Raw genomic sequence first — 23,181 nt, 5'->3', positions numbered from 1 at the left:
TCAGGGAGGGCCGCTCACTGAGTGCGGAAGGTGTGCACCGTGCGGGACGTGAAGGTCCGCCCGGGGTCGAGGCGGGTGGTGGGGAACTGGGGCTGGTTGGGCGAGTCCGGGACGTGCTGCGTCTCCAGGCACACGGCGGCCTGTGGGGCGTGGACGCGGCCCGCGTGCCCGGTGTACTGGCCGTCCAGGAAGTTCGCGGTGTACAGCTGCACGGCAGGTTCGGTGGTGCGGATCTCCAGGCTGCGGCCGCTGGCAGGGTGGTACAGGGTGGCGGCGGGGCGCAGTGTGCCGGGCTGGCCGCGCAACATCAGGTTATGGTCGAAGCCGCCGGGCTGATCGGTCAGCGCGTCGCCCAGGGGGCGGGGCGTGCGGAAGTCCAGCGGGGTGCCGGTGACGTCCTGCACGGCGCCGGTGGGGATGCCCGCGTGGGTGGGCGTGAACGTGTCGGCGTGCAGGGTGAGGTGGTGCGCGTGGACGCCCTCGTGCGGGTCGGGGCTGAGGTTCCAGTAGGTGTGGTTGGTCAGGTTCACGTGGGTGGGCGCGTCGGTGGTGGCGCGGTACTCGATGCTCAGGGTGGGGTCGGGGTCGGCGGTCAGGTGGTACGTGACCTGCACATGCAGGGTGCCGGGGTGGCCCTCCTCGCCGTGGGGGCTGGTACGGGTGAACGTCACCTGCGCGCCCTCGCCCACCACCTCCGCGTGTCCGTGCCAGAGGTGCAGGTCGAAGCCGCGCGGGCCGCCGTGCAGGGCGTGCGGGCCGTCACTGGGGGTCAGGTGGACCGCCTGTCCGTCCAGCGTGTAGCGGGCCTGCGCGATCCGGTTGGCGAAGCGGCCCACGGTGCTGCCCAGGAACGGGGCGGTCTCGCGGCTCAGGTACGGCCCCGGCCGGTCGAAGCCCAGCACGACCTCGCCCGGCATGCCGCTGCGGTCAGGGACGTGCAGGCTGGTGAGGGTGGCGCCCAGGTCGGTCAGCTGGGCCTGCACGCCGCCGGGCAGTGTGAGGGTGAATTGCGTGATGGGCTGCCCGGCGGGCGCAGAGCCCCAGGTGCGGGTGTGGACGTCGGGCGTGGTCATGGGCCGAGGGTAGCGCCGCTCAGCGCACGCCGAGCAGGAGTTCCATGGTCAACTGGTCCAGCGCCTCCAGGCCGGGGCCGCGCGTGCCCAGTGCGGCGCGGTCGAAGGCGTGGGCTTTCAGCGCCCCGGCGTTCGCGGGGGTGAAGGTGCCGGTCAGGGCCTCCAGTTCCGCGTCCTGCACGCGGTACGCGGCGAGGGCGGCCTGGATCTCGGCGTCCTGCCCGAAGCGCTGCACCTTGTCCCGCAGGATCAGGTAGGTGCGCATGCAGCCGCGCGCGAACGCCCACACGCCCGCCTCGTCCTCGGTGCGCAGCGCGTGCGCGTCGAAGTGTTTCGGCCCGGCGTACCCGGACTCTTCCAGCAGCTTGACGAGGAAGAACGCGCCCTTGGGGTTCTCCGCGCCGAAGCGCAGGTCCTGGTCGAAGCGGCCCATCTTCTGGTCGTTCAGGTCAATGTGGAACAGCTTCCCGGCGTCGATGGCCTGCGCGACGGCGTGCGGGAAGCTCAGGCCCGCCATGGTCTCGTGCGCGAACTCCGGGTTCAGGCCGAACAGCTCCGGGCGGTCCAGCGTCGCGATGAAGCCCAGGGCGCTGCCGACGGTGGGCAGGAAGATGTCGGCGCGCGGCTCGTTCGGTTTGGGTTCCAGCGCGAAGCGGTACCCGTACCCCTGCGACTCGCTGTACGCCGCGAGGTAATTCAGGCTGTCCCGGAACCAGCCCAGCGCGTCGAGCAGTTTGCCCCCGGCGTCCACCTCGGTCCCCTCGCGGCCGCCCCACAGCACGTACGTATCGGCGCCGAGTTCCGCGCCCAGGTCCATGGCGTGCATGGTTTTCTGCAGGGCGTAGGCGCGCACGCGGGCGTCGGCGCTCGTGAACGCGCCGTCCTTGAACGCCGGGTCGCTGAACAGGTTCGTGGTCGCCATCGGCACGACCAGCCCATGATCCGAGAGCGCCTGCTGGAACTCGCGCACGAGGGCGTCCCGCTGCGCGGCGGTCGCGTCGATCGGCACGAGGTCGTTGTCGTGCAGGTTCACGCCGTACGCGCCCAGCGCGGCCAGTTTCTCGACAAGGTACGGAGCCTTCCTGACCGGGCGGGTCGCCTCGCCGAACGGGTCGCGGCCGGTGTTGCCGACGGTCCAGAGGCCGAACGTGAACCGGTCTGCGGGGGTGGGGGTGAAGTCAGCCATGCGGGGCTCCTTACTGGGGGTCGAGAGTCGAAAGGTCTGAGGGGCCAGGGGGAAAGGGGCCAAGAAGAAGGGGCGGAGCGGCGTTCTGGACGCTCAGCCTCCGTACAGGGCGGTGCGGGCAGCGGCATAGGCGTTCAGGGCGTCGGCCATGTCCACGGGCGGGACGGGCGGGTGGAGGTCGGGGCGGGTGGCGTCCATGGCGGCCGTCAGGCTCGGGTGGAGTCCGGCGGCGGGCATGGCGAGGATGGCGGCGCCGTGGGCCGCGCCGGGGCGGGCGCTGGTGGGGTGAACCGGGAGGTTCAGGGCGCTGCCGGCGAGGCCCAGCCACAGGTCGCTGCGGGCGCCGCCCCCGGTGGAGATCAGGGTGTTCAGCGGGGCGATGGCCTGCATGACGCCGTACGCGTCGGCGAGCGCGGCGACGCTGCCTTCCAGCACGGCGCGGGTCAGGTGGGCGCGGCCGTGCGCGAGGCTCAGGCCGGTGAAGGCTGCGCGGGCGTGGGGGTTCATCAGGGGACTGCGTTCGCCCGACAGGTACGGCAGGAACGTCACGCCGCCCGCGCCTGGGGGGACCTGCGCGGCCTCCTCCAGCAGCACGGAGATGGGCGTGTCGGGCGCGAGTTTCGCGTGCAGCCACTCCAGGGACCCGGCGGCCGAGAGGGTCACGCCGAGCAGGTGGTACCCGCCGTCGGCGTGCGCGAACAGGTGCACGCGGCCCTCCGGGTCGGGGGTGGGGTCGCGCAGGGGGCTGAAGATCACGCCGCTGGTGCCCAGGCTGACGCTGCCCACGTCGGGCTGGGCGCTCGACAGGCCCAGGGCGATTCCGGCGGCGGCGTTGTCCCCGCCGCCCGCGACGACCGGGAGGCCCTCGGGGAGGCCGGTTGCGGCGGCCCACTCGCGGGTCAGGGTGCCGACGACGTCGGTGGACTTCACAAGGGGCGGGAACAGGTCGGCGGTCAGGTCGAGCGCGCCCAGCACGTCCGCGTCCCACGCGCCGCGCGCGAGGTTCAGTGCACCCACCCCGCTGGCGTCGCTGGGTTCGGCGGCCAGCACGCCGGTCAGGGCGTACCCGACGTAATCCTTGGGGATCAGTGCGTGGCGCAGCCGGGCGAAGGTGTCGGGTTCCTCGTCGCGTAGCCAGAGGATCTTGGGCAGCTGGAAGCCGGTCACGGCGCGGTTCCCGGTCCGCGCGACCAGGTCGGCGCGGGGGACGCGGGCCTCGATCTGCCCGACCTGCGCGCCGGTCCGCTGGTCGTTCCACAGCAGCGCGGGCCGCAGCACCTCGCCGTGGGCATCCAGCGGGACGAGGCCGTGCATCTGTCCGCTGAGACCCAGCGCCAGGGGCTGCGCCTTCCCCTCCAGTGCGGCGCTCAGGTCGCGCAGCGCGGCGCGCACGCCGTCTAGCCAGTCGGCGGGGCGCTGCTCGGTCCAGCCGGGGCGGGGGGTCAGGAGGGGGTAGGCGTGGGTGCTCTCGGCCAGGGTCTGCCCGCTGGCGGTGACGACGACGGCCTTGACGCCGCTGGTGCCGACGTCCAGGCCCAGCGTGACGGGCGTGGGGGTCATGCGGTCTCCTGTGGGGTGTCGATCACGCGCGCGAGCAGCTGCGCGGCGGCGCCCAGCGCGGGCAGGTACAGGCTGTCCTGGCGGACCGTGACGCGCGCGGGCGGCGCGGCCGGCCGCCACTGACGGGCGTGGTACACGTCCAGCGCGGCGCCCAGCACGGCGCCGTCCAGGCGGGTCAGGGCGCCGCCGATGACGATCTCGTCCGGGCCGAGGGTCTGGTGCAGGTTCACGAGCAGCTGCCCCAGCGCCTCTCCGGCGCGGCCGAGGATGACCTGCACGGCGGCCTCGCGCAGGCGCGGGGCGAGGGCCTCGTCCAGCGGGTCGAGGACGTTCAGGTTCAGCGCGGCGCGGATCGCCCAGCCGCCCAGCAGGGTCTCGACGCAGCCGCGGTTCCCGCAGTGGCAGTACAGCCCGCCGGGCTGGATGATCGCGTGTCCGATCTCCCCGGCGAGGCCGCGCGCGCCGCGCAGGACGTGCGGGGTGCCGCTCAGGGCCGTGAATCCGGCGCCGACGCCGCTGCCCAGGCTGACGTACGCGAGCAGCTGCGGCGGCTCGCCGGGGCGCAGGAAGCTCTCGCCGAACGCGGCGGCGTTGGCCTCGTTGTCCAGCGTGATGGCGCCTGCGGGCAGGGTATCGGGCAGGTCGGGCGCGGCGCGCAGCAGGTCCAGGAAGGGCACGTCGTCCCAGCCGAGGTTCGGGGCGTACAGCACGCGCGTGCCGTCCGGGCTGACCGGGCCGGGCAGGGCCACGCCCAGGCCCAGCAGTTCGCGGCCCTGGGTGGCGGGGTCTTGCAGCAGCTGCCCGCACAACTGCGTGACGGTCTGCGTGGCGGCGTGCGGGGTGGTGGTGGGGGTGCGGGTCTCGGCGCGGGCGAGGACGGTGCCGCGCAGGGTGGTGGCGACGGCGCGCGCGCCGAGCACGCCGATCTCTGCGCCCAGGATGACGTGGCGGGCCTCGCCGAGGTGCAGTTCGCGGCCCGGGCGTCCGGTGGCGCCGGGGCGGACGTGGCCCTCGGTGAGCCAGCCGCTGTCCAGCAGGGCGGTGACCAGGCTGCCGACAGTGACCTTGGTCAGGCCGCTGTGGGCGGCGAGTTCGGCGCGGCTGAGGCCGGGGTGGGTGCGCAGCAGGTGCAGCATGCGGGCGCGGTTGAGGTGTTTCAGGTACGGCTGGTCGCCGCCGGGGATGGGGGGCATGGGTCCTCGCTTTAGTTAGTTGGTTTAACGAAGTGCAGCGTAGCCGGATTGCCCGCAGGGTGTCAAGTTCTCGGCATTGCCACGCTACATAACGCAGTTTTCCGCGATCTGAACCGATTCAGCCCCCGGGGCACGGATTGTTTGCCACCCAGCCATATTTAGTTCTTCTAACCAATTATCAGCAGTCGCGGAAGCATTTCCATGGGGCGCTCTGGCACGCCCAGCGGTGAAAGGAGGCTGGGCAGGCGCAATTTGGCCCGCGCAGCACCGCAATGTCGTCCCGACCACCTGTTGACAGCGCTTTCAGACAGGAGTACGCTCCAGGCATCTCAATCTTCTCTTCACCGAGCAGGCAACCGGCCTGACTTGCAGGAGCACCCATGATGGAAGCAGTCACCCTGGCGCAGGTGGCGCGGGAGGCGGGCGTGTCGCCCAGCACCGTGTCACGCATTCTGAACGGCACGGCCAACGTGACGCCAGAAAAACGCGCCCGTGTCGAATCCGTCATCACCCGCCTGAACTACCGCCCCAACCCGCAGGCGCAGGCCCTGGCCGGCGGGCGCAGCCTGACCATCGGCGTGATCACCCCCACCCTGAACTCCACCTTCTACGGCGAGGCGCTGGCCGGGATCGAGGCGGCCCTGAACGACACGCCGTACCACCCGATCGTGATCAGCGGCCAGTGGCGCACCGAACGCGAGCAGGAGGCCCTGGACCTGCTGCTGGCCCGCCGGGTGGACGCCGTGATCATGATGGGCGGCATCCTCGACGACCAGATCCTGACGCATGTGGCGCGGCGGGTCCCGCTGATCGCGGTGGGCCGCGACGTGCGCGGGCTGGATCACAGCTGCATCGTGCTGGACAACACCAAGGCCATGCAGCAGGTCGCGCGGCACCTGCTGGACCTCGGGCACCGGCAGTTCGCGTACATCAGCGGCGCCGAGCGGCAGCAGGACGCCATGGAGCGCCGGACGGCCTTCCTGGGTTACCTGGAAGCCCACGGCGTGACTGTGCCGCCCGAACTGATCCAGGTGGGCCGCTACACCGAGGAAGGCGGCCTGGAGGCCGCCGAGGCGATCCTGAATGCCGGGCGGCCGTTCACGGCGCTGGTGTGCGCCAACGACCAGATGGCGCTGGGCGCGCGGCTGGCCCTGTACCGCCGGGGCGTGAGCGTCCCCGGGGACGTGTCCCTGACGGGCTTCGACGACGTGTTCACCTCGTCCCTGATGACGCCGCCGCTGACGACCGTGCGGCAGGCGATCTACGACATCGGCCTGACGGCGGCCCGCGAGGCGCTGAACCTGCTGGACGGTCAGCCGGTCGTCCGGCAGGTGTTCGAACCTGATCTGATCATCCGTGAGTCCACGGCTGCTCCGGCGCGCCCGCGTCCGGCGGCCCGCGCCAGACGGGGGGTGACGGCGATGAGCACCCCGGATGGCTGAGTGCCGCCCCCCATCTGTCCATATCCCTTTTGAAAGCGCTTTCAATCCGACCTGGAGGTCACCATGAAGAAATCCGCCGCGTTCGCCCTCGCCACCGCCCTGCTGCTCGGCACTGCCCACGCCCAGGAGAAAGTCACCCTGACCGTCGCGGCCTTCCCCAGCCTGGACAGCGCCATCAAGGCCATCCTGCCCGCCTGGACCAAACTGCACCCCAACGTCACCATCAACCTCCAGGCCCAGCAGTTCGCCGACCACCACAACGCCATGACCACCGCGCTCGCCACCGGCCAGGGTCTCCCCGACGTCATGGCCATCGAGATCGGTTACGTCGGCAAGTTCGCCGAAGGCCAGGGCCTGGAGAACCTGAACAGCGCCCCCTACAGCGCCGCGCAGTACAAGAAGCTCTTCACGCCCTTCACCATCGCGCAGGCCACCAGCGCCGACGGCCGCTTCATCGCCATGCCCACCGACATCGGCCCCGGCACCTTCTTCTACCGCAAGGACGTGCTCGACAAGGCCGGCGTGAACCCCCTGACCATGCAGAGCAGCTGGGAAAACTACATCGCCAGCGGCAAGAAGATCAAGCAGAAGACCGGCGCGTACCTCGTGAACACCGCCGCGTCCGTGTACAACCTGATCATCCGCACCAACCTCAAGACCGGCGAAGGCATCTACTTCGACAAGCAGAACAACCTCCTCGTCGGACCCGACAACGCCCGCTTCGTGCGCGCCATGACCCTCGCCAAGCAGGTCCGCGACGCCGGCCTGGACGCCAAGATCGGCGAGTGGAGCAACGAGTGGTACGACGCCTTCAAGAAAGGCACCGTCGCCACGCAGTTCAGCGGCGCGTGGCTGCAGGGCGCCCTGCAGAACTGGATGGCGCCCGACACCAAGGGCCTGTGGCGCGTGCAGAACCTCCCCGAGAAGGGCTTCGCCTCCTGGGGCGGCAGCTTCTACGCCGTGCCCAGCAAGGCCAAGAACAAGCAGTGGGCCTGGGAATTCATCAAGTTCATGACCCTGAACCAGGGCTCACAGATCACCGCCTTCAAGGACAACGGCGCCTTCCCCGCGCTGATCGCCGCGCAGAAGGACAAGGCTTTCAGCGAACCCGTCGAGTTCCTGGGCGGCCAGAAGGCCCGCGTGCTGTGGCGTGACGCCGCCGCCAAGACCCGACCCATCGACGTGAACAAGTACGACTCGATCGCCGACCAGATCCTCCAGACCGAACTGACCAACGTGCTCGAACAGGGCAAGGACGTCAAGCAGGCGCTCGCCGACGCCCGCGCCCAGATCGCGCGCCGCGCCCGCTGAGACCCCACGCCCCGGGGGGACGCGCGCCGGCCACCGCCGGTCGGCGCGCCCCCCACATTCACGCAAGGACCCGCCATGTCACAGCGAACCGCTCCCCGCACCTGGAGCTACACGCGTTTTCAGCAGCGCTTCGCGCCGTACCTGTTCGTCAGCCCCTTTTTCATCCTGTTCGCCATCTTCGGCCTGTTCCCGCTGATCTTCAGCCTGTTCCTGGCCTTCCACCTGTGGAGTCCCCTCGACGGCGTCGGCAACTGGAAATTCGTGGGCTTCGAGAACTTCCAGCTGGCCCTGGGGCCCACGGACATGTTCTGGAAATCCCTGAAGAACACCGTCTGGATCGGCCTGCTGTCCGGCATTCCGCAGCACCTCGTGGCGCTGCCGCTGGCCTTCATCATCCACCACAGCCTGCGCCGCTTCCAGGGCACGTTCAGCACCATCCTGTTCCTGCCGTACATCACGAACGCCGTGGCGATCGCCATCGTGTTCGCCACGCTGTACTCCGAACGGCTGGGCATCCTGAACTACCTGGGCGGGCAGCTGGGCCTGGACCCCGTGCGCTGGCTGGGCGACCCGAACCTCGTGCCGTACTCGGTCGCGGCCGTGGTGTTCTGGCGCTACGTGGGCTGGAACACCGTGCTGTACCTCTCGGGCCTGCAGGCCATCAGCGAGGACGTGTACGAGGCCGCCACCGTGGACGGCGCGAACGGCTGGCAGAAATTCTGGTACATCACGCTGCCGCTGCTGCGGCCCATGATGTTCTACGCCTTCACCCTGACCATCGTGGGCAGCATGCAGCTGTTCGAGGAACCGTTCATGCTGCTGAACGACGGCGGCGGCAGCGGCGGCGCGGGCCTGACGAGCGCCATGCACATCTTCAACACCGCCTTCCGCGACCTGGACATGGGCTATGCCAGCGCCATGAGCTGGCTGCTGTTCCTGGCGATCTTCGCGCTGAGCATGCTGAACAACTACCTCTTCTCCCGCGACGGAGGCAGACGATGACCACCACCCCCGCGCAGCGCGCCGCGCCCGGCACCCGCACCCGCCGCGCCCGGCTGCCCTGGCAGCGCGTGCCGATCTGGGCGCTGATGCTCCTGGCGTGCGTCCTGTCGGTCGTGCCGTTCTACCTGATGTTCGTGTGGGCCTCGCACCCCAGCGCGGAGGTGTTCACCTTCCCGCCGCACCTGTGGTTCGGGGACGCCTTCGCCAGCAACTGGCAGGGCCTGATGCAGGTCACCGACGGGCAGGCGCCCCGGCAGTTCTGGAACTCGCTGTACATCGCGCTGGTGTCCACGCTGACCACGCTGTTCTTCTGCTCGCTGGCCGGGTACGCCTTTGCCATGTACGACTTCCGGGGCAAGGCGGCGCTGTTCGCGTTCATCCTGGGCACCATGCTCATCCCGCCGCTGGTGATGGACATTCCCAGCTTCCTGGTCATGAACAACGTCCTGGGCTGGGTGGGTGAGCCGCGCGCGCTGTGGGTGCCGGGCATGGCGAACGCCTTCGGGATCTTCCTGATGCGGCAGTACATCATGTCGGCCCTGCCGCGCGAACTGATCGAGGCGGCGCGCATGGACGGCGCGACCGAGTTCGGCATCTACCGTCAGGTGGTCCTGCCGCTGATCCGCCCGATCCTGGCGACGCTGGGCGTCGTGACGTTCGTGGGCGCGTGGAACAACTTCAAGGGCGCGCTGATCATGAAACTCAGCGAGCCCGACACCATGACGCTGCCGCTGAGCCTGCGCCGCCTGGGCGGCGGGGCCACGAACGTGAACGTCGACTGGGGCGCGATCATGATGCTGGTCGTCATCACGGTCATTCCGCTGCTGATCGTGTTCCTGCTGGCCAGCCGTCAGGTGATCAGCGGCCTGACGAGCGGCGCGGTCAAGGACTGAGGGTTCAGGTGCGCTGGACCCTCCCGCTGCTCACGCTGGCCCTCACGGGCGGGGCGGTCACCGTGACCGTCACGCCCGCCCCCGGCGAGTCCCGCCCCCTGGGTGGGCCGGGCTTCAACCTGGGGAACTGGATGCCGGTCGTGGAAGCGCTCCCCGAGCTGCGTGCCCTGCGACCCGCGCTGCTGCGCTGGCCCGGCGGCAACATCGGGGACGAGAACGACCTGACCCGCGCCGCGCTGCAGACCCTGAAGACCAACTGGACGCTGCTGGGCCAGCCGGACCTGATCGTGCAGACCCGCGTGTTCACGCGCGGCGGCGTGGGCCGCGCCGCGCCCGGGGACGCCGCGCAGGCCGTGCGGGACGCCAGCGAGCTGGGCCTGCACGTGGCGTACTGGGAGATCGGGAACGAACCCGACCTGTACGCCACGAACCGCAGCGACCCCAGCTGGACGCCCGCGAAATACTGCGCCACCGCCCGCGCCCAGCGCGCGGCGATCCTGGCCGCAGACCCGCAGGCGCGCATTGCCGGGCCCGCCACGAGCAACCCCGGCGCGTTCCTGGACGAGGTGCTGCGCGGGTGCGCGGACACCTTCGATCTGGTCACGTACCACCTGTACCCCACGGACGGCGGCGCGACCGACGAGGCCGCGCTGGCGAGCATCGAGCGCGTGACCGGCAGTGTGGCGCACCTGCGGGACCTGTGGGCCGACCCGGCCACCAACCCGACCGCGCAGGGCCGCGAGCTGAAGCTGGCCGTGACCGAGTTCGCGCTGTCGTGGCGCACCGACCGCGCCCGGCACCTCAGCGACGCGCTGGGCGGCCTGTGGGCGACCGAGGCCACGCTGCGTTTCCTGGAGGCCGGGGTCCGCCCCGCGTACTTCGCGCTGATGGGCGTCGGGAATCACGGGCTGCTGGACGACGCGGCCTTCCCGCGCTTCGGGTACGGCGCGCTGCGCGAGGCCGCCCAGCTGCGCGGCCAGAGCTTCCCCGTGACCGGCGACGACCCGCGCGTGTGGCTGCACGCCGCCACCGACGGCGACCGCCTGACCCTGCTGGCCCTGAACACCAGCGCCGCGACCCTGCCCCTGACCCCGCAGCTGGACGGCTGGCAGCTCATCGGCGCGAAGACCGTCACCCCGGCGGGCGTGGACGCAGACCGCTTCCCCACCGCGCTGAACCTCACCCTGCCGCTGAAGCTGGCGCCCCAGAGCGTCACGCGCGTCGTGTTCCGGCGCGCGCCCTGACCCCACATCTCCCCTCCCCCACCTGCACTGGAGTTCTGCCATGACCAACCGCATTCCTGATCCCGCCCGTTTCCCCGCCCGTTTCACCTGGGGGGTCGCCACGAGTTCCTACCAGATCGAGGGTGCCCCCCGCGAGGACGGCAAGGGCCCCAGCATCTGGGACACCTTCTGCCGCACGCCCGGCAAGGTGCGCGGCGGGGACACCGGCGACGTCGCCTGCGACCACTACCACCGCCTGGACAGCGACCTGGACATGATCCGCGACCTGGGCGTGAACGCGTACCGCTTCAGCATTTCCTGGCCGCGCATCCTGCCGCACGGGCGCGGCGCGGTGAACCAGGCGGGCCTGGACTTCTACCAGCGGCTCGTGGACGGACTGCTCACGCGCGGCATCACGCCCTGGGCGACGCTGTACCACTGGGACCTCCCGCAAACCCTGGAGGACGAGGGCGGCTGGACGGTGCGCGGCACCGCCGAGGCTTTCGGGACGTACTCGGCGGTCGTCGCGGCGGCGCTCGGGGACCGCGTGAAGCACTTCATCACGCTGAACGAGCCGTGGTGCTCGGCGTACCTGGGCTACGGCATCGGCATTCACGCGCCGGGCCGGCACGACCTGCGGGCCAGTTTCGCCGCCACGCACCACCTGCTCGTCGGGCATGGGCGGGCCATGCAGGCCATCCGCGGTCAGGCGCCGGGCGCGCAGGCGGGCATCACGCTGAACCTCCACCACACGTACCCCGCGACGGACACGCCCGCGGACCGCGCCGCCGCGTACCGCATGGACGGCTTCCAGAACCGCTGGTACCTGGACCCGGTGTACGGGCGCGGCTACCCGCAGGACATGGTGGACCTGCTGGGCGACCTGAGCCCGCAGGCGCAGGGCCTCGTGCTGCCCGGCGACACGGAACTGATGGGGCAGCCCACCGACTTCCTGGGCGTGAACATGTACTCGCGCGCGGTGGGGCAGGACGCGCCCGGCGAGGGGTTCCTGCACGCCCGGCAGATCCGCCCCGAGGGCAGCGCATACACCGGCTTCGACTGGGAGGTCGCGCCGGACAGCCTGACCGACCTGCTCGTGCGCCTGCAGGAGGACTACGCGCCGGACGCGATCTACATCACCGAGAACGGCAGCACCTACCCGGACGTGGCGGACGAGGACGGGAACGTGAACGACCTGGAACGCACCCAGTACCTCACCGAGCACCTCGCGGCGACGCAGGAGGCCCTGGCGCGCGGCGCGAAGGTCGCCGGGTACTTCGCGTGGTCGCTGATGGACAACTTCGAGTGGGCCGAGGGGTACGACAAGCGCTTCGGGATCGTGCACGTGGACTTCGGCACGCAGGTGCGCACGCCGAAACTGTCGGGGCGCACGTACCGGGACTTCCTGGCGCGCGCGGGGCAGGCGGTCGGCGCGTGACGGACACCCTCGCGGCGACCCAGTCCACTGCGGGAACCCCCCCGGCGCCCGCCACGGTGCCTGCCACGGTGCCTGCCACGGTGACGGTCACGAACCCGGTCCTGCCGGGGTTCCACCCGGACCCCAGCCTCCTGCGGGTCGGGCAGGACTACTACCTGGCGACGAGCACCTTCCAGTGGTATCCGGGCGTGGCGATCTACCACTCGCGGGATCTGGTGCACTGGCGACTGGCGGCGCGGCCATTGAGCCGGCTGTCGCAGCTGGACATGCGCGGGAACGCCGATTCGGGCGGCATCTGGGCGCCGTGCCTGTCGCACGACGGGGAGCAGTTCCACCTGATCTACACCGACGTGAAGAGCTGGGGCATCAACGAGCCGTTCAAGGACAGCCACAACTACCTGGTCACGGCGCCTGAGATCGAGGGGCCCTGGAGCGAGCCGGTGTACCTGAACTCCAGCGGCTTCGACCCCAGCCTCTTCCACGACGTCGCGGAGGGTGGGGACGGGCGCAAGTGGCTGCTGAACATGCTGTGGGACCACCGCGCGGGCCGCAACCCCTTCGCGGGGATCGTGGCGCAGGAGTACAGCCCGGCCGAGGGGCGGCTGGTGGGGCCGCGCACGACCATCTTCACCGGCACCCACCTGAAGGTCACGGAAGGCCCGCACGTGTACCGGAAGGACGGCTGGTACTACCTGCTGACCGCCGAGGGCGGCACGAGCTGGGAGCACGCCGTGACCCTGGCCCGCTCGCGCGACCTGCTCGGGCCGTACGAGGTGCACCCGCACAACCCGCTGCTCACGGCGGTGGACGACCCGGGCCTGCCCATCCAGAAATCCGGGCATGCCAGCCTGACCGACACCCCGGACGGGCGATGGGTGATGGCGCACCTGTGCGGCCGCCCCCTGACGCCGCGCGGCGAGTGCCCGCTGGGCCGCGAGACGGCAGTGCAGGGCCTGGACTGGCCCGAGGGCGAGTGGCCGCGCCTGACGGGGGGCGGGCACCACCCGGCGCTGCACGCCACGCTGCCCGCGTTGCCGCCGCACCCCTGGCCGGAGGTGCCCGCCCGCGACGACTTCCGGGGCGAGGCGCTGCGCCCCGAGTGGCTGACGCTGCGGGCGCCCGCCGCCGAACTGGGCGTGCGCCTGGAGGACGGGCTGGTCCTGCCGGGCCGCGAGGCGCTGATGAGCCGTCATCACGTGGCGCTGGTGGGCCGCCGCCTGCAATCCCTGCACGGGCGGCTGCGGACCGAGCTGAGTTTCGATCCGCGTGACTTCCAGCAGATGGCGGGCGTGTGCGCGTACTACGACAGCCGCAACTGGGTGTACGCGCGGGTCAGCCGGGACGAGGCGGCGGGCCGCGCGCTGAACGTCACGAGCTGCGAGAACGGCGTGTACCGCGAGCACCTGAGCCATGACGTCCCCGTGGGGGAATCAGGTCGCGTGGGGCTGGAGGTCCGCTACAGCGGCGACACCTTCGGCTTCGCGTATCAGGTGGCGGGGGGCGGGTGGACGCCGGTCGGCCCGGAATTCAGCGCGGGCCTGCTGAGCGACGAGCACTGCGGCGGCCTGAGCTTCACCGGGACGTTCCTGGCGCTGACCTGCCAGGACCTGAGCGGCGAGCGGCGCGAGGCGACCTTCCACTGGGCCGAGTACACCGAGGGAGACGCGTGAAGCGCACCCTGCCGGCCCTGCTGACCGCCACGCTGGCCGCGCACGCCGGTGCCCTGACGGATCAGGCGGCGGCCGAGGCGCAGGCCCGCGCGATCCTACCCCGCCTGACCCTGGACGACAAGATCGGGCAGGTCAGCATGGCGCACGTGTTCCGCTTCACCGAGGGGGGCCGCAGCGCACCCATCCGCGCGGACGCGGACGCCACCTTCCGCACCCTGCGGCCCGGCACGCTGCTGAACGGCGGGGGGGACGCGCCGCAGCCGAACACGCCGCGCGGCTGGGCGGACTTCCTGGCCCGCCTGGACGCGCTGGGCCGCGCGAATAACCCCGCGAATCTTCCGGCGGTGTTCGGCACGGACGCGGTGCACGGCGTGAACAACGTCCCCGCCGCGACCCTCTACCCGCACAACCTGGGCCTGGGGGCCGCGTTCGACCCGGCCCTGACGCGCGAGGTGGCCGTGGCGACCGCCGCGGACATGCGCGCCATGAACATGGGCTGGACGTTCGCGCCCGTCGCGGACGTGGGCCGTGACCCCCGCTGGGGCCGCTACTACGAGACCTTCGGGGAGTCCCCGTGGCTGGTGGCGGATCAGGTGGCGGCCGCCGTGGACGGCCTGCAGTCGGGCGGGGTGGCGGCCACCCTGAAGCACTTCACGGGGTACGGCCTGCCCAGCCTGGGCCTGGACCGCGCGAACGCGGAGATCAGCGCGCGCGCCCTGCACGAGGTGTTCCTGCCGCCCTTCCGGGCAGGCATCCGCGCCGGGGCGCTGAGCGTCATGGCGAACAGCGGCAGCGTGAACGGCGTGCCCGTGCACGCCTCACGCACGCTGCTGACGGACCTGCTGCGCGGCGAGCTGGGATTCCAGGGGCTGCTCGTCAGCGACTGGAACGATATCGAGCGGCTGATCACGACCTACCGCACCCACACTGATCTGGTGCGGGCGGCGGCGGCCAGCGTGAACGCGGGCATCGACGTGTACATGGTCCCGAACAGCGTTGAGGCGTACCAGAACGCCCTGCGGGAGGCCGTGCAGACTGGACTGGTCAGCGAGGCCCGCCTGGACGAGGCGACCCTGCGCGTCCTGACCTTCAAGGCGCGGCTGGGCCTGCTCGACGCCCCGCTGGCGGGCAGCGGCGTGCTGAACGACCACCGCGACCTGGCCCGGCGAGCGGCAGCCGCCACGCTGACGCTGCTGGAGAACCCGGCGGACACGCTGCCAATCCGCAGGGGCCGCGTGCTGGTCACCGGGCCCGCGATGGACAGCGCCGCCATTCAGCTCGGCGGCTGGAGCGTGAACTGGCAGGGCGTCGGCAAGGGGAACGTGCCGGACGTGCCGAAGGTCGCCACCCTGGCGCCCGCGCTGAAGGCCACCGCCCCGGCGGGTGTGACCGTCAGCGCCCTGCCCGAGACCAAACGCCCGCAACTCCTGACCGCCGCGAAGGGCGCGGACGTGATCGTCGTCGCGGTCGGCGAGGCGCCCGGCGCGGAGTGGCAGGCGAACAACCCCGCGCTGAGCCTGCCGGACGGGCAGATCACGCTGCTGCGCGACCTGCTCGCCACCGGGACACCCGTCGTGGCGGTCCTGATGGCCGGGCGACCCCTGATCCTCCCCACGGACATCCAGTCGCGCCTGTCGGGACTGGTCATGGCGTACCTGCCCGGCACGCAGGGCGGCGCCGCCCTGGCCGACGCGCTGTACGGCCGCGCGGGCTTCCCCGGCCGCCTGCCGTTCACCTGGCCGGACAGCCTGACCCAGGTGGGCCTCTGGAGCGACCGCCCCGCCGAGGGCGCCGGCGAGACGCCCCTGCCGCTGTACCCGCTGGGCTACGGCCTGGACTACACGACCAGCGTCGCCCGCGACCTGACCGTCACCCCCGCCCCGGACGGCGTGACCGCGCAGGCCACCCTGACGAATACGGGTGAGAAGGCGGGCACCGTGACGGTGCTGCTGCGCGCCAGCCTGCCCGCCAGCGGCGCCCTGCAGGCCACCTCACGCCTGGTCGGCGTGCTGCGCGCGGTCCTGAAGCCCGGCGAGAGCCGCGCCGTGCAGATCACCGTTCCCCGCGACCGCCTGAGCAGCTGGGTCGGCGACGCCTACGGCCCCGGCACGTGGCAGCTCCTGCCCGGGCAGTACACCCTGAGCGCCGGGGACGGAAAGGCCACCCTCAGCCTGCCGTGAGCGGCGACGGAGGCGGTCCCCGGATCACCTGGGGGTCGCCGCCGCCTACCAGTTCAGCAGCGCGGCGCGCACCTGCGGCCACTCGGGGGCGATGATGGAGTACATGACCGTGTCGCGCTGGGTGCCGTCCGGGCGCGGCATGTGCTGGCGCAGCACGCCCTCGCGGGTGGCGCCCAGCCCCTCGATGGCGCGCTGGCTGCGGGTGTTCAGGATGTCGGTCTTGATCTCCACGCGCAGCACGCCCATCTCGCCGAAGGCGTGGTCGAGGAGCAGGCGTTTGAAGGTGCGGTTCGCGGGCGTGCGCATGAACGCCGGGGCCAGCCAGGTGCTGCCGATCTCCAGACGGCGCTGCTTCGGGCGCATCTCCATGAAGCGGGTCGCGCCCGCCAGCTCGCCGCGCACGAGTTTTACGAAGGGCATCTGGTCGTCCGCGTCCAGCGCGCCGGTGTAGTAGCGCTCCTGGGTGGGAAACGTCCCCATGCGGGCGTATTCGGCCTCGTGCGCGGCGGCCAGCGCCAGCAGCGGCCCGGTGTCCGCGTCGATCAGGGGGCGCAGGGTGTACGGGCCGTCCGCAAGGGTGAGGTCGTGGCGCATGGCGTCACTGTACGGGGTGGGTCAGGGCCGGTGCGGGGTGAGATTCACGCCGGTCAGCACCGCCGTGTGGCTGCCCCGGTTCAGGCGTACGGTGGCGAAGGCGGTGTCGCCGAACGCGAACCATCCGCGCGAGGCGCCGAGCAGTTCCCGCAGCAGGCTGTTCCCGAAGCCGCCGTGCGTGACGAGCAGCACGCGCTGCCCGCCCCCGTTCCACACGAGTTCCAGCGCGTGCAGGGCGCGGGCGCGGATGGCCGCCTGCGACTCGCCACCGTCAGGGGTGAACGGGGCGAGGTCGTGCCGGAACGCGGGAATCGGGTAGCGTGCCAGCGCCTCCTCGCGGTCCATCCCCGCCAGGGGGCCGTTGTCCCATTCCCGCAGGAGGTCGCTGGGGGTCAGCGGGACGCCCAGTGCGTCGGTGACGATGCGGGCGGTGCCGTGCGCCCGCTGCAACGTGGAGGTGTAGGCCCGGTCGAAGCCCGGCGGGTGCGCCTGCCAGTACGCGGCCAGCGCCGCCGCCTGCGCCTCTCCGGCCGGGGTCAGGGGGCTGTCGTAGGTGCCCTCGTGGACGTTCTCGTCGTCGGCGCGGCTGCGGCCGTGCCGCAGGATCGTCAGGTGCAGCTCGCCGGTCACGCGGTCCTCGTGGCGAGCAGCACGCACTCGTGGCGGGTGACCTGCACCTCGCAGGTGTGCAGGTGCGGGTGGGCGAACGCCGCGTCGCGCAGCGGGTCGCCCGCGTGCCACGCTCCGTCCAGCCGGGCGCGGGGCGTGAGCTTGTCCAGCATCAGCGTCCCGCCGGGTCGCAGGGCGCGCGCCAGGGTGGGCAGCGCGTCCGGGGTCTTCGCGGGCGCGCAATCCGCGAAGATCAGGTCGAAGGGGGCCTCCAGCAGCGCGTCCGGCCAGTCGCCCAGTTGCACGCGGGCGCGCGGGTCGGCGCGCAGCACGCTCCAGGCACGGCCCGCGCGCTCGCCGTCCTGCTCGATGCTCAGCAGTCGCCCCGAGTCCGGCAGGCCCGAGAGCAGCCACGCCGCACTCACGCCCAGTCCCGTGCCGAGTTCCAGGACGCGCCCGCCGGGCCGCGCCGCCGCCAGGGTGCGCAGCAGCGCTCCGACCTCCGGCGAGCAGCTGTGCGGGAACCTTGTCGCGTGCGCCGCGTCGAGCGCCGAGCGCACGAGTGGCGGAACTTCGAGGTGCGCTGGCGTCTGCCCGCGCGCCGCGAGGCCCTGCCGCAGCTGGTGATCCTGCGCCCACGGCAGCGAGCGGGGATTCACCCAGGTCACGGGGCGGCCCTCCGGGCTGGGCTCCAGGCGGGTCAGGTGCAGGGGCACGCAGACGCTCTCGACGCCACTGACGCCCACGATCGGGAACGGGTCGCCCGCCACCTCGGCGTGCGCGCCCGCCTCCTCCCACGCCTCGCGGGCGGCGGCCACCTCGGGGGTCTCGCCGGGGTGGATGCCGCCGCCCGGCAGCGTCCAGCCACCCCACTCCAGGCCAGTCATGAGGACGAGGCCGTCCTCCCGCTCGATCCACGCGCAGGCGCGGCCCACCCGGTCCAGGCCAGGGGACAGGTCCACGAAGGCCGGGCGGGTCATGCCAGCACCGCCAGCGCCCCGGCCAGTGGGGCGCGCTGGTCGCGCAGGGCCGACAGGGTGCCCGCCGCGTGCAGCGCCTCCGCGAAGGCCACGTCCTGCCGGTGCACCGCGTCGAAACTGTCCAGCACCGCCCGGTTGCCGCCCGCCTGCAGTTCGTCCAGCAGGGCGTGCAGCATCAACCGCAACGCCGCGCGCTGCACGTCCGCCGGGGCGCGCTCCACACGGATGCGCTTACGGGACACGTACGGGTCGTCCGTCAGCAGGTGCGTGCAGCCCGCCCACGGGTCCGCCGCCGCGTACGCCACGCCCCGCAGGCCACTCATGGCGATCGCCCCGGCGCACTGCGGGCAGGGCTGCACCGTCGTCAGGACCGTCCACCCGTAGCAGTCCGGGCGGGGCGTGCCTTGCAGGGCCAGCAGCGCGTTGATCTCCGCGTGCGCCAGGTCTGAGCCGCTGATCACGCCCGCCACGCCGCGCGGATCACCCAGGCGGTTGCGGCCCCGCGCGATCACCACCCCACCCTCGTCGATCACGCACGCGCCGATGGGCAGCGACCCCGCCACGTACGCGTCCCACGCCTCCGACAGCGCCGCGCGCCAGCCCGGCGAGGATCCGCCGGTCGCTGTGACCCCGGTCATTGCGGCCACGCGCCCAGCACCTGCCGCAGCGCCACGATCTTGCCCAGGTGGTACGCGTTATGGACGGCCAGCCCGCTCAGGATGTCGGCCATGGTCTCGCCGGGATTGACCTCACGGCCGAGCGTCTCCGGCGAGCGGGTGCAGGTCAGCGCCCGCTCCAGTCCGCCCAGGAAGTCCTCGACCAGCGCCGTCCACTCGCTCAGGTTGGCGGGCGGCTGCTGCGGGTAGCGCGGGCCGCTCTGCCACAGCCGGTCGTAAAGGGCCTCGTCGCGGTCCACCATGATGGTCTGCCACAGCGCCGCGTGCCACAGCTCGTCGAAGATGGAGTGCGTCTGCCCGGAGGGCCGCGCGGTGACCTGTTCCAGCGTCAGGCCTGACAGCAGGGCGCGCCGGTCCGCGAACTCCCCGTAAAACAGGTGGTCCCAGCGGCTCTTCACAGCGCCTCCCGGTTCTTCTCGATCAGGTCGTCCAGCGCCTCGCGCAGCAGGGACGCCTCGGTGCGGCCCAGCGCGCCGGACAGTTTGGCGAGGCGTTCGAGCTGGCTCTTGGGGTAGTAGTTGCTTTTCAGGACCATCTTGCTTTCCACGTAGATGCACGCGCGGCCGCGGCCCTCGCGTTTGGCGCGGATCATGGCCTCGTCGGCGGCGCGCTTGAGGTCATCGTAGGTGCTGGCGTGCGCGGGCCGCGCGGCCAGCCCGACGCTGAGGCCCAGGCCGCGCGGCCACTGCGGGTCGCGGTGAATGTGGAAGTGCTTGATGACCTCGTCCAGGAGGATCAGGGCGGTCTCGGCGGCCGTCTCGGGGAGGATGGCGGCGTACTCGTCCCCGCCGATGCGCCCGATGACGCTACCGGTGGGGAGGCTGCCGGACAGCAGGCGTTCCACGCCGCGCAGCACGCGGTCCCCCTCGGCGTGACCGACGGTGTCGTTGAGGGTCTTGAAGTGGTCGAGGTCCAGCACGGCCAGGGTCAGTGGAGCCCCCTGGAGGGCGTCGAAAGCGGTCTCGAAGTCAGCGCGGGTCAGGATGGTGGGGCGCGGCATGGGCAGGGATCCTCGGGCATGGCAGAGAGGCGAAAAGCAGGGCGTATGTTCACCACACATATATACGTTCAGGGATATACGTGGCAAGCGGATATGTGGAATCCGCGTGCTGGCGCACCTTGAGCGCATCACGCTCAGATTGTCGGATTCTGAAGTTTGACATTTCTTCCAGTACAGCCCTATTCTTGCGTGCGGAACGGCAAAAAGCCGGGAACCCCGGTAAGCGCCGAGGCCCACCCCATTCAAGGAGGACACAACATGCTGAAACCACTAGGTGACCGCGTTCTGGTTGAAATCATCGAGGAAGCCGAGCAGAAGACCGCCGGCGGCCTGTACGTCCCCGACAGCGCCAAAGAGAAGAGCCAGCGCGGCAAGGTCATCGCCGTCGGCAACGGCAAGATGCTCGACAACGGCACCCGCGTCGCCCTTGACGTCAAGGAAGGCGACACCGTGTACTTCGCCAAGTACGGCGGCACCGAAGTCAGCCTCGAAGGCAAGAACTACAGCCTCCTCAGCGAACGCGACATCCTCGCGATCGTCGAGTAAACAACCCCTCAGCCAGCTGCGCGGACAGCTCCCCTCTAAGGGGAGCCAACCCCAACCTCACCCCACTCAACAGGCGTGACCGCAGAGCCCACCGCTCTGCACTCATAGCCCCAAAGGAGCACCACCATGGCTAAACAGCTCGTGTTCGATGAACAGGCCCGCCGCGCCCTCGAGCGTGGCGTCAACGCCGTCGCCAACGCCGTCAAAGTCACCCTCGGGCCCCGCGGCCGCAACGTCGTCATCGAGAAGAAGTTCGGCAGCCCCACCATCACCAAGGACGGCGTCACCGTCGCCAAGGAAGTCGAACTCGAGGACAAACTCGAGAACATCGGCGCCCAGCTGCTGAAAGAAGTCGCCAGCAAGACCAACGACATCACCGGTGACGGCACCACCACCGCCACCGTCCTCGGCCAGGCCGTCGTGAAAGAAGGCCTGCGCAACGTCGCCGCCGGCGCCAACCCCCTCGCCCTGAAGCGCGGCATCGACAAGGCCGTCGCCGTCGCCATCGAGGAAATCAAGAAGCTCGCCGTGCCCGTCGAGGACAGCGAAGCCATCAAGAAAGTCGCGGGCATCAGCGCCAACGACGAGCAGGTCGGTCAGGAAATCGCCAGCGCGATGGACAAGGTCGGCAAGGAAGGCGTCATCACCATCGAAGAGAGCAAGGGCTTCGACACCGAAGTGGACGTCGTCGAAGGCATGCAGTTCGACAAGGGCTTCATCAACCCCTACTTCATCACCAACCCCGAGAAGATGGAAGCCGTCCTCGAAGACGCCTACATCCTCATCAACGAGAAGAAGGTCAGCAACCTCAAGGACATGCTGCCCATCCTCGAAAAAGTCGCCCAGACCGGCCGTCCCTTGCTGATCATCGCCGAGGACGTCGAAGGCGAAGCGCTGGCCACCCTGGTCGTCAACAAGCTGCGCGGCACCCTGAACATCGCCGCCGTCAAGGCCCCCGGCTTCGGTGATCGCCGCAAGGAAATGCTGCGCGACATCGCCGCCGTCACCGGCGGGGAAGTCGTCAGCGAAGACCTCGGCCACAAGCTCGAGAACGTCACCATGGAGATGCTCGGCCGCGCCGCCCGCATCCGCATCACCAAGGACGAAACCACCATCGTGGACGGCCGCGGTGAGCAGAGCGCCATCGACGCCCGCGTCAACGCCATCAAGGGCGAACTCGACACCACCGACAGCGACTACGCCCGCGAGAAACTCCAGGAGCGCCTCGCCAAGCTGGCCGGCGGCGTCGCCGTCATCCGCGTCGGTGCCGCCACCGAAACCGAACTGAAAGAGAAGAAGCACCGCTACGAGGACGCCCTGAGCACCGCGCGCAGCGCCGTGGAAGAAGGCATCGTCGCGGGCGGCGGCACCACCCTGCTGCGCGTCATCCCCGCCGTGCGTAAGGCCGCCGAGAGCCTCGTCGGCGACGAAGCCACCGGTGCCCGCATCCTGATCCGCGCGCTCGAAGAGCCCGCCCGTCAGATCGCCGCGAACGCCGGTGAAGAAGGCAGCGTCATCGTGAACGCCGTCATCAACAGCGACAAGCCCCGCTTCGGCTTCAACGCCGCCACCGGCGAGTACGTCGAAGACATGGTCGCCGCCGGCATCGTCGACCCCGCCAAGGTCACCCGCACCGCGCTGCAGAACGCCGCCAGCATCGGCGCGCTGATCCTCACCACCGAAGCCATCGTCAGCGACAAGCCCGAGAAGGCCGCGCCCGCCGCGCCCGCCGGCGGCCCTGACATGGGCGGCATGGACTTCTAAGCGCAGTAACCCCTGCGCTGACTGGTCAAGAAAGACGAGGGGCCGCCCCCGAGTCTGAGGCCACCAGAAACGCAGACGGCTGACGGCTGATGGCCGGAAGCTGAACGGGGGAAGCCGGGGCGTGATGCTCCGGCTTTCTTCTACATTGTCGGCCAGCGCAGACGCGTGGTGGGTGTCAGTGGCACTGGCCCCAGCGCTGTCCTGATGATGTTGCCCTGCCTCCGTGCCAGTGTGCCCCTGCACCAGGCGCCCTGATGCCAGACTTCCAGCATCATACCGGGCGTGAGAAGGCGTCCCAGGAACCAGAACTGCTGATGTGGCGCCTGCCCCTGCGTGATCACTCTCCCCTCTCGGGGTGCCGGGGAGGTCGTGCTGGATGGACGTTCCAGGTCCCTCTGCCCGGCGCTGGGCGGGTGAATGCGCCTAAGGAAGGCAGGGACTTCCGCCAGGGTGGCGGGACGGTCACCGGGCATGCCCGTGCTGCCGACGGGGAAGAACCGGACGCCTGCCTGGGCGAGCTGCTGGACTTTCTGCCACTGCCGGTGCTCGCGCTGGGCGGGGGCCTTGAAGTCGGTGCCCATGTTGGTCATGGGCTGACGGCACTGCGGGCAGAGGGTCGCTTCCCCAGAGCGGGGGAAACCGTGTGTGAAGGCCTTGCGGCAGTGGAAACAGGCGTAGTGTTGCAGGCGCCCGGTGATCTCGTAGTACTCGCTGCGGTCAACGAGTCTGGAACGGGGTTTGCGGGCCACGTGCTCAGGGTAGCTGCCGGGCTGGATGCTGGTATCCACATCGTGACGCATATTCAGATTTACTAATCAAACCGATTTACTTTTTCAACTA

General features: G+C 70.8%; 21 protein-coding genes. 11 read left to right on the top strand and 10 right to left on the bottom strand.

Annotation, left to right across the window (positions count from 1 at the left end; all coding sequences use genetic code 11):
* Window positions 1–14 precede the first annotated feature (14 nt).
* The 4 genes from SY84_RS10325 to SY84_RS10310 all read right to left on the bottom strand — a co-directional run bounded on the left by SY84_RS10325 (window position 15) and on the right by SY84_RS10310 (window position 5,012).
* Entirely contained in the window at window positions 15–1,073 is a 1,059-nt protein-coding gene (locus SY84_RS10325) for an aldose epimerase family protein (RefSeq protein WP_046843933.1), read from the bottom strand.
* 19 nt (window positions 1,074–1,092) lie between these two features.
* Complete coding sequence (gene xylA, locus SY84_RS10320) at window positions 1,093–2,259, bottom strand: xylose isomerase (protein ID WP_046843932.1); 1,167 nt, start codon at window positions 2,257–2,259, stop codon at window positions 1,093–1,095.
* 93 nt (window positions 2,260–2,352) lie between these two features.
* Window positions 2,353–3,819: a xylulokinase gene (xylB, locus tag SY84_RS10315; protein ID WP_046843931.1), complete on the bottom strand. Its 1,467-nt coding sequence runs from the start codon at window positions 3,817–3,819 to the stop codon at window positions 2,353–2,355.
* Window positions 3,816–5,012, bottom strand: a complete 1,197-nt coding sequence (locus tag SY84_RS10310; RefSeq protein ID WP_046843930.1) for an ROK family transcriptional regulator — start codon at window positions 5,010–5,012, stop codon at window positions 3,816–3,818. The genes xylB and SY84_RS10310 overlap by 4 nt, the downstream gene beginning before the upstream one ends.
* A gap of 380 nt (window positions 5,013–5,392) precedes the next feature.
* Between SY84_RS10310 and SY84_RS10305 the strand changes: the two genes are divergently transcribed.
* The 8 genes from SY84_RS10305 to SY84_RS10270 all read left to right on the top strand — a co-directional run bounded on the left by SY84_RS10305 (window position 5,393) and on the right by SY84_RS10270 (window position 16,171).
* Window positions 5,393–6,454, top strand: coding sequence for a LacI family DNA-binding transcriptional regulator (locus tag SY84_RS10305; RefSeq protein ID WP_046843929.1), 1,062 nt, complete (start codon window positions 5,393–5,395; stop codon window positions 6,452–6,454).
* A 63-nt stretch (window positions 6,455–6,517) separates the two neighbouring features.
* Window positions 6,518–7,765 (top strand): ABC transporter substrate-binding protein, encoded by a 1,248-nt coding sequence (locus tag SY84_RS10300; RefSeq protein WP_046843928.1) that lies wholly within the window; start codon window positions 6,518–6,520, stop codon window positions 7,763–7,765.
* Window positions 7,766–7,840: 75 nt separating this feature from the next.
* Window positions 7,841–8,767: a carbohydrate ABC transporter permease gene (locus SY84_RS10295; RefSeq protein ID WP_046843927.1), complete on the top strand. Its 927-nt coding sequence runs from the start codon at window positions 7,841–7,843 to the stop codon at window positions 8,765–8,767.
* A complete protein-coding gene (locus SY84_RS10290; RefSeq protein ID WP_046843926.1) occupies window positions 8,764–9,660 on the top strand; it encodes a carbohydrate ABC transporter permease in 897 nt (298 codons plus the stop codon). The genes SY84_RS10295 and SY84_RS10290 overlap by 4 nt, the downstream gene beginning before the upstream one ends.
* 8 nt (window positions 9,661–9,668) lie before the next feature.
* A complete protein-coding gene (locus SY84_RS10285) occupies window positions 9,669–10,904 on the top strand; it encodes a hypothetical protein (protein ID WP_046843925.1) in 1,236 nt (411 codons plus the stop codon).
* A 40-nt stretch (window positions 10,905–10,944) separates the two neighbouring features.
* Entirely contained in the window at window positions 10,945–12,321 is a 1,377-nt protein-coding gene (locus SY84_RS10280) for a GH1 family beta-glucosidase (RefSeq protein WP_046843924.1), read from the top strand.
* The gene (locus SY84_RS10275) at window positions 12,318–13,991 is read left to right on the top strand and encodes a glycoside hydrolase family 43 protein (protein ID WP_245621320.1); all 1,674 of its coding nucleotides are present in this window, start codon (window positions 12,318–12,320) and stop codon (window positions 13,989–13,991) included. Before SY84_RS10280 ends, SY84_RS10275 begins: the two co-directional genes overlap by 4 nt.
* The gene (locus tag SY84_RS10270) at window positions 13,988–16,171 is read left to right on the top strand and encodes a beta-glucosidase (RefSeq protein ID WP_052751117.1); all 2,184 of its coding nucleotides are present in this window, start codon (window positions 13,988–13,990) and stop codon (window positions 16,169–16,171) included. Before SY84_RS10275 ends, SY84_RS10270 begins: the two co-directional genes overlap by 4 nt.
* A 45-nt stretch (window positions 16,172–16,216) precedes the next feature.
* Here the strand turns inward: SY84_RS10270 and SY84_RS10265 are convergent, their stop codons facing one another.
* From SY84_RS10265 to SY84_RS10240, 6 genes are read right to left on the bottom strand one after another with little or no spacing between them, the layout of a single operon-like run.
* Window positions 16,217–16,765, bottom strand: coding sequence for a GNAT family N-acetyltransferase (locus tag SY84_RS10265; protein WP_046843923.1), 549 nt, complete (start codon window positions 16,763–16,765; stop codon window positions 16,217–16,219).
* Window positions 16,766–16,786: 21 nt separating this feature from the next.
* On the bottom strand, window positions 16,787–17,395 hold the full coding sequence (locus tag SY84_RS10260) for a histidine phosphatase family protein (protein WP_245621319.1): 609 nt from the start codon (window positions 17,393–17,395) through the stop codon (window positions 16,787–16,789).
* The gene (locus tag SY84_RS16930) at window positions 17,392–18,354 is read right to left on the bottom strand and encodes an NUDIX domain-containing protein (RefSeq protein WP_052751115.1); all 963 of its coding nucleotides are present in this window, start codon (window positions 18,352–18,354) and stop codon (window positions 17,392–17,394) included. The genes SY84_RS10260 and SY84_RS16930 overlap by 4 nt, the downstream gene beginning before the upstream one ends.
* Entirely contained in the window at window positions 18,351–18,992 is a 642-nt protein-coding gene (locus SY84_RS16925; RefSeq protein ID WP_046843922.1) for a nucleoside deaminase, read from the bottom strand. The genes SY84_RS16930 and SY84_RS16925 overlap by 4 nt, the downstream gene beginning before the upstream one ends.
* Window positions 18,989–19,429, bottom strand: a complete 441-nt coding sequence (locus SY84_RS10245; protein ID WP_046843921.1) for a DinB family protein — start codon at window positions 19,427–19,429, stop codon at window positions 18,989–18,991. The genes SY84_RS16925 and SY84_RS10245 overlap by 4 nt, the downstream gene beginning before the upstream one ends.
* Window positions 19,426–20,031: a GGDEF domain-containing protein gene (locus SY84_RS10240; RefSeq protein ID WP_046843920.1), complete on the bottom strand. Its 606-nt coding sequence runs from the start codon at window positions 20,029–20,031 to the stop codon at window positions 19,426–19,428. The genes SY84_RS10245 and SY84_RS10240 overlap by 4 nt, the downstream gene beginning before the upstream one ends.
* A 258-nt stretch (window positions 20,032–20,289) precedes the next feature.
* On the opposite strand from SY84_RS10240, the gene groES reads away from it, so the two are divergent.
* The 3 genes from groES (at window position 20,290) to SY84_RS16535 (ending at window position 23,156) form a co-directional block, all read left to right on the top strand.
* Window positions 20,290–20,577, top strand: a complete 288-nt coding sequence (groES, locus tag SY84_RS10235; RefSeq protein WP_046843919.1) for a co-chaperone GroES — start codon at window positions 20,290–20,292, stop codon at window positions 20,575–20,577.
* A 126-nt stretch (window positions 20,578–20,703) separates the two neighbouring features.
* On the top strand, window positions 20,704–22,341 hold the full coding sequence (groL, locus tag SY84_RS10230) for a chaperonin GroEL (protein WP_046843918.1): 1,638 nt from the start codon (window positions 20,704–20,706) through the stop codon (window positions 22,339–22,341).
* Window positions 22,342–22,754: 413 nt separating this feature from the next.
* Window positions 22,755–23,156 carry a hypothetical protein gene (locus tag SY84_RS16535; RefSeq protein WP_157882957.1) on the top strand — a complete coding sequence of 134 codons (402 nt, stop codon included), beginning with the start codon at window positions 22,755–22,757 and terminating at the stop codon, window positions 23,154–23,156.
* Window positions 23,157–23,181 lie beyond the last annotated feature (25 nt).

It is taken from the genome of Deinococcus soli (ex Cha et al. 2016), from assembly GCF_001007995.1.
GTDB lineage: Bacteria > Deinococcota > Deinococci > Deinococcales > Deinococcaceae > Deinococcus > Deinococcus soli.
Note: the sequence above shows the minus strand (reverse complement) of the source record. Positions and strands in the feature narration are given on the sequence as shown.

Excerpts from the sequence above, each read along its gene's own strand:
- SY84_RS10240 (WP_046843920.1), bottom strand. The coding sequence starts at position 20,031 with ATGCCGCGCCCCACCATCCTGACCCGCGCTGACTTCGAGACCGCTTTC.
- SY84_RS10290 (WP_046843926.1), top strand. The coding sequence starts at position 8,764 with ATGACCACCACCCCCGCGCAGCGCGCCGCGCCCGGCACCCGCACCCGC.
- SY84_RS10295 (WP_046843927.1), top strand. The coding sequence starts at position 7,841 with ATGTCACAGCGAACCGCTCCCCGCACCTGGAGCTACACGCGTTTTCAG.
- SY84_RS10265 (WP_046843923.1), bottom strand. The coding sequence starts at position 16,765 with ATGCGCCACGACCTCACCCTTGCGGACGGCCCGTACACCCTGCGCCCC.
- SY84_RS10300 (WP_046843928.1), top strand. The coding sequence starts at position 6,518 with ATGAAGAAATCCGCCGCGTTCGCCCTCGCCACCGCCCTGCTGCTCGGC.
- SY84_RS16930 (WP_052751115.1), bottom strand. The coding sequence starts at position 18,354 with ATGACCCGCCCGGCCTTCGTGGACCTGTCCCCTGGCCTGGACCGGGTG.
- xylA (WP_046843932.1), bottom strand. The coding sequence starts at position 2,259 with ATGGCTGACTTCACCCCCACCCCCGCAGACCGGTTCACGTTCGGCCTC.
- SY84_RS10305 (WP_046843929.1), top strand. The coding sequence starts at position 5,393 with ATGATGGAAGCAGTCACCCTGGCGCAGGTGGCGCGGGAGGCGGGCGTG.
- groES (WP_046843919.1), top strand. The coding sequence starts at position 20,290 with ATGCTGAAACCACTAGGTGACCGCGTTCTGGTTGAAATCATCGAGGAA.
- groL (WP_046843918.1), top strand. The coding sequence starts at position 20,704 with ATGGCTAAACAGCTCGTGTTCGATGAACAGGCCCGCCGCGCCCTCGAG.
- SY84_RS16925 (WP_046843922.1), bottom strand. The coding sequence starts at position 18,992 with ATGACCGGGGTCACAGCGACCGGCGGATCCTCGCCGGGCTGGCGCGCG.
- xylB (WP_046843931.1), bottom strand. The coding sequence starts at position 3,819 with ATGACCCCCACGCCCGTCACGCTGGGCCTGGACGTCGGCACCAGCGGC.
- SY84_RS10325 (WP_046843933.1), bottom strand. The coding sequence starts at position 1,073 with ATGACCACGCCCGACGTCCACACCCGCACCTGGGGCTCTGCGCCCGCC.
- SY84_RS10310 (WP_046843930.1), bottom strand. The coding sequence starts at position 5,012 with ATGCCCCCCATCCCCGGCGGCGACCAGCCGTACCTGAAACACCTCAAC.
- SY84_RS10280 (WP_046843924.1), top strand. The coding sequence starts at position 10,945 with ATGACCAACCGCATTCCTGATCCCGCCCGTTTCCCCGCCCGTTTCACC.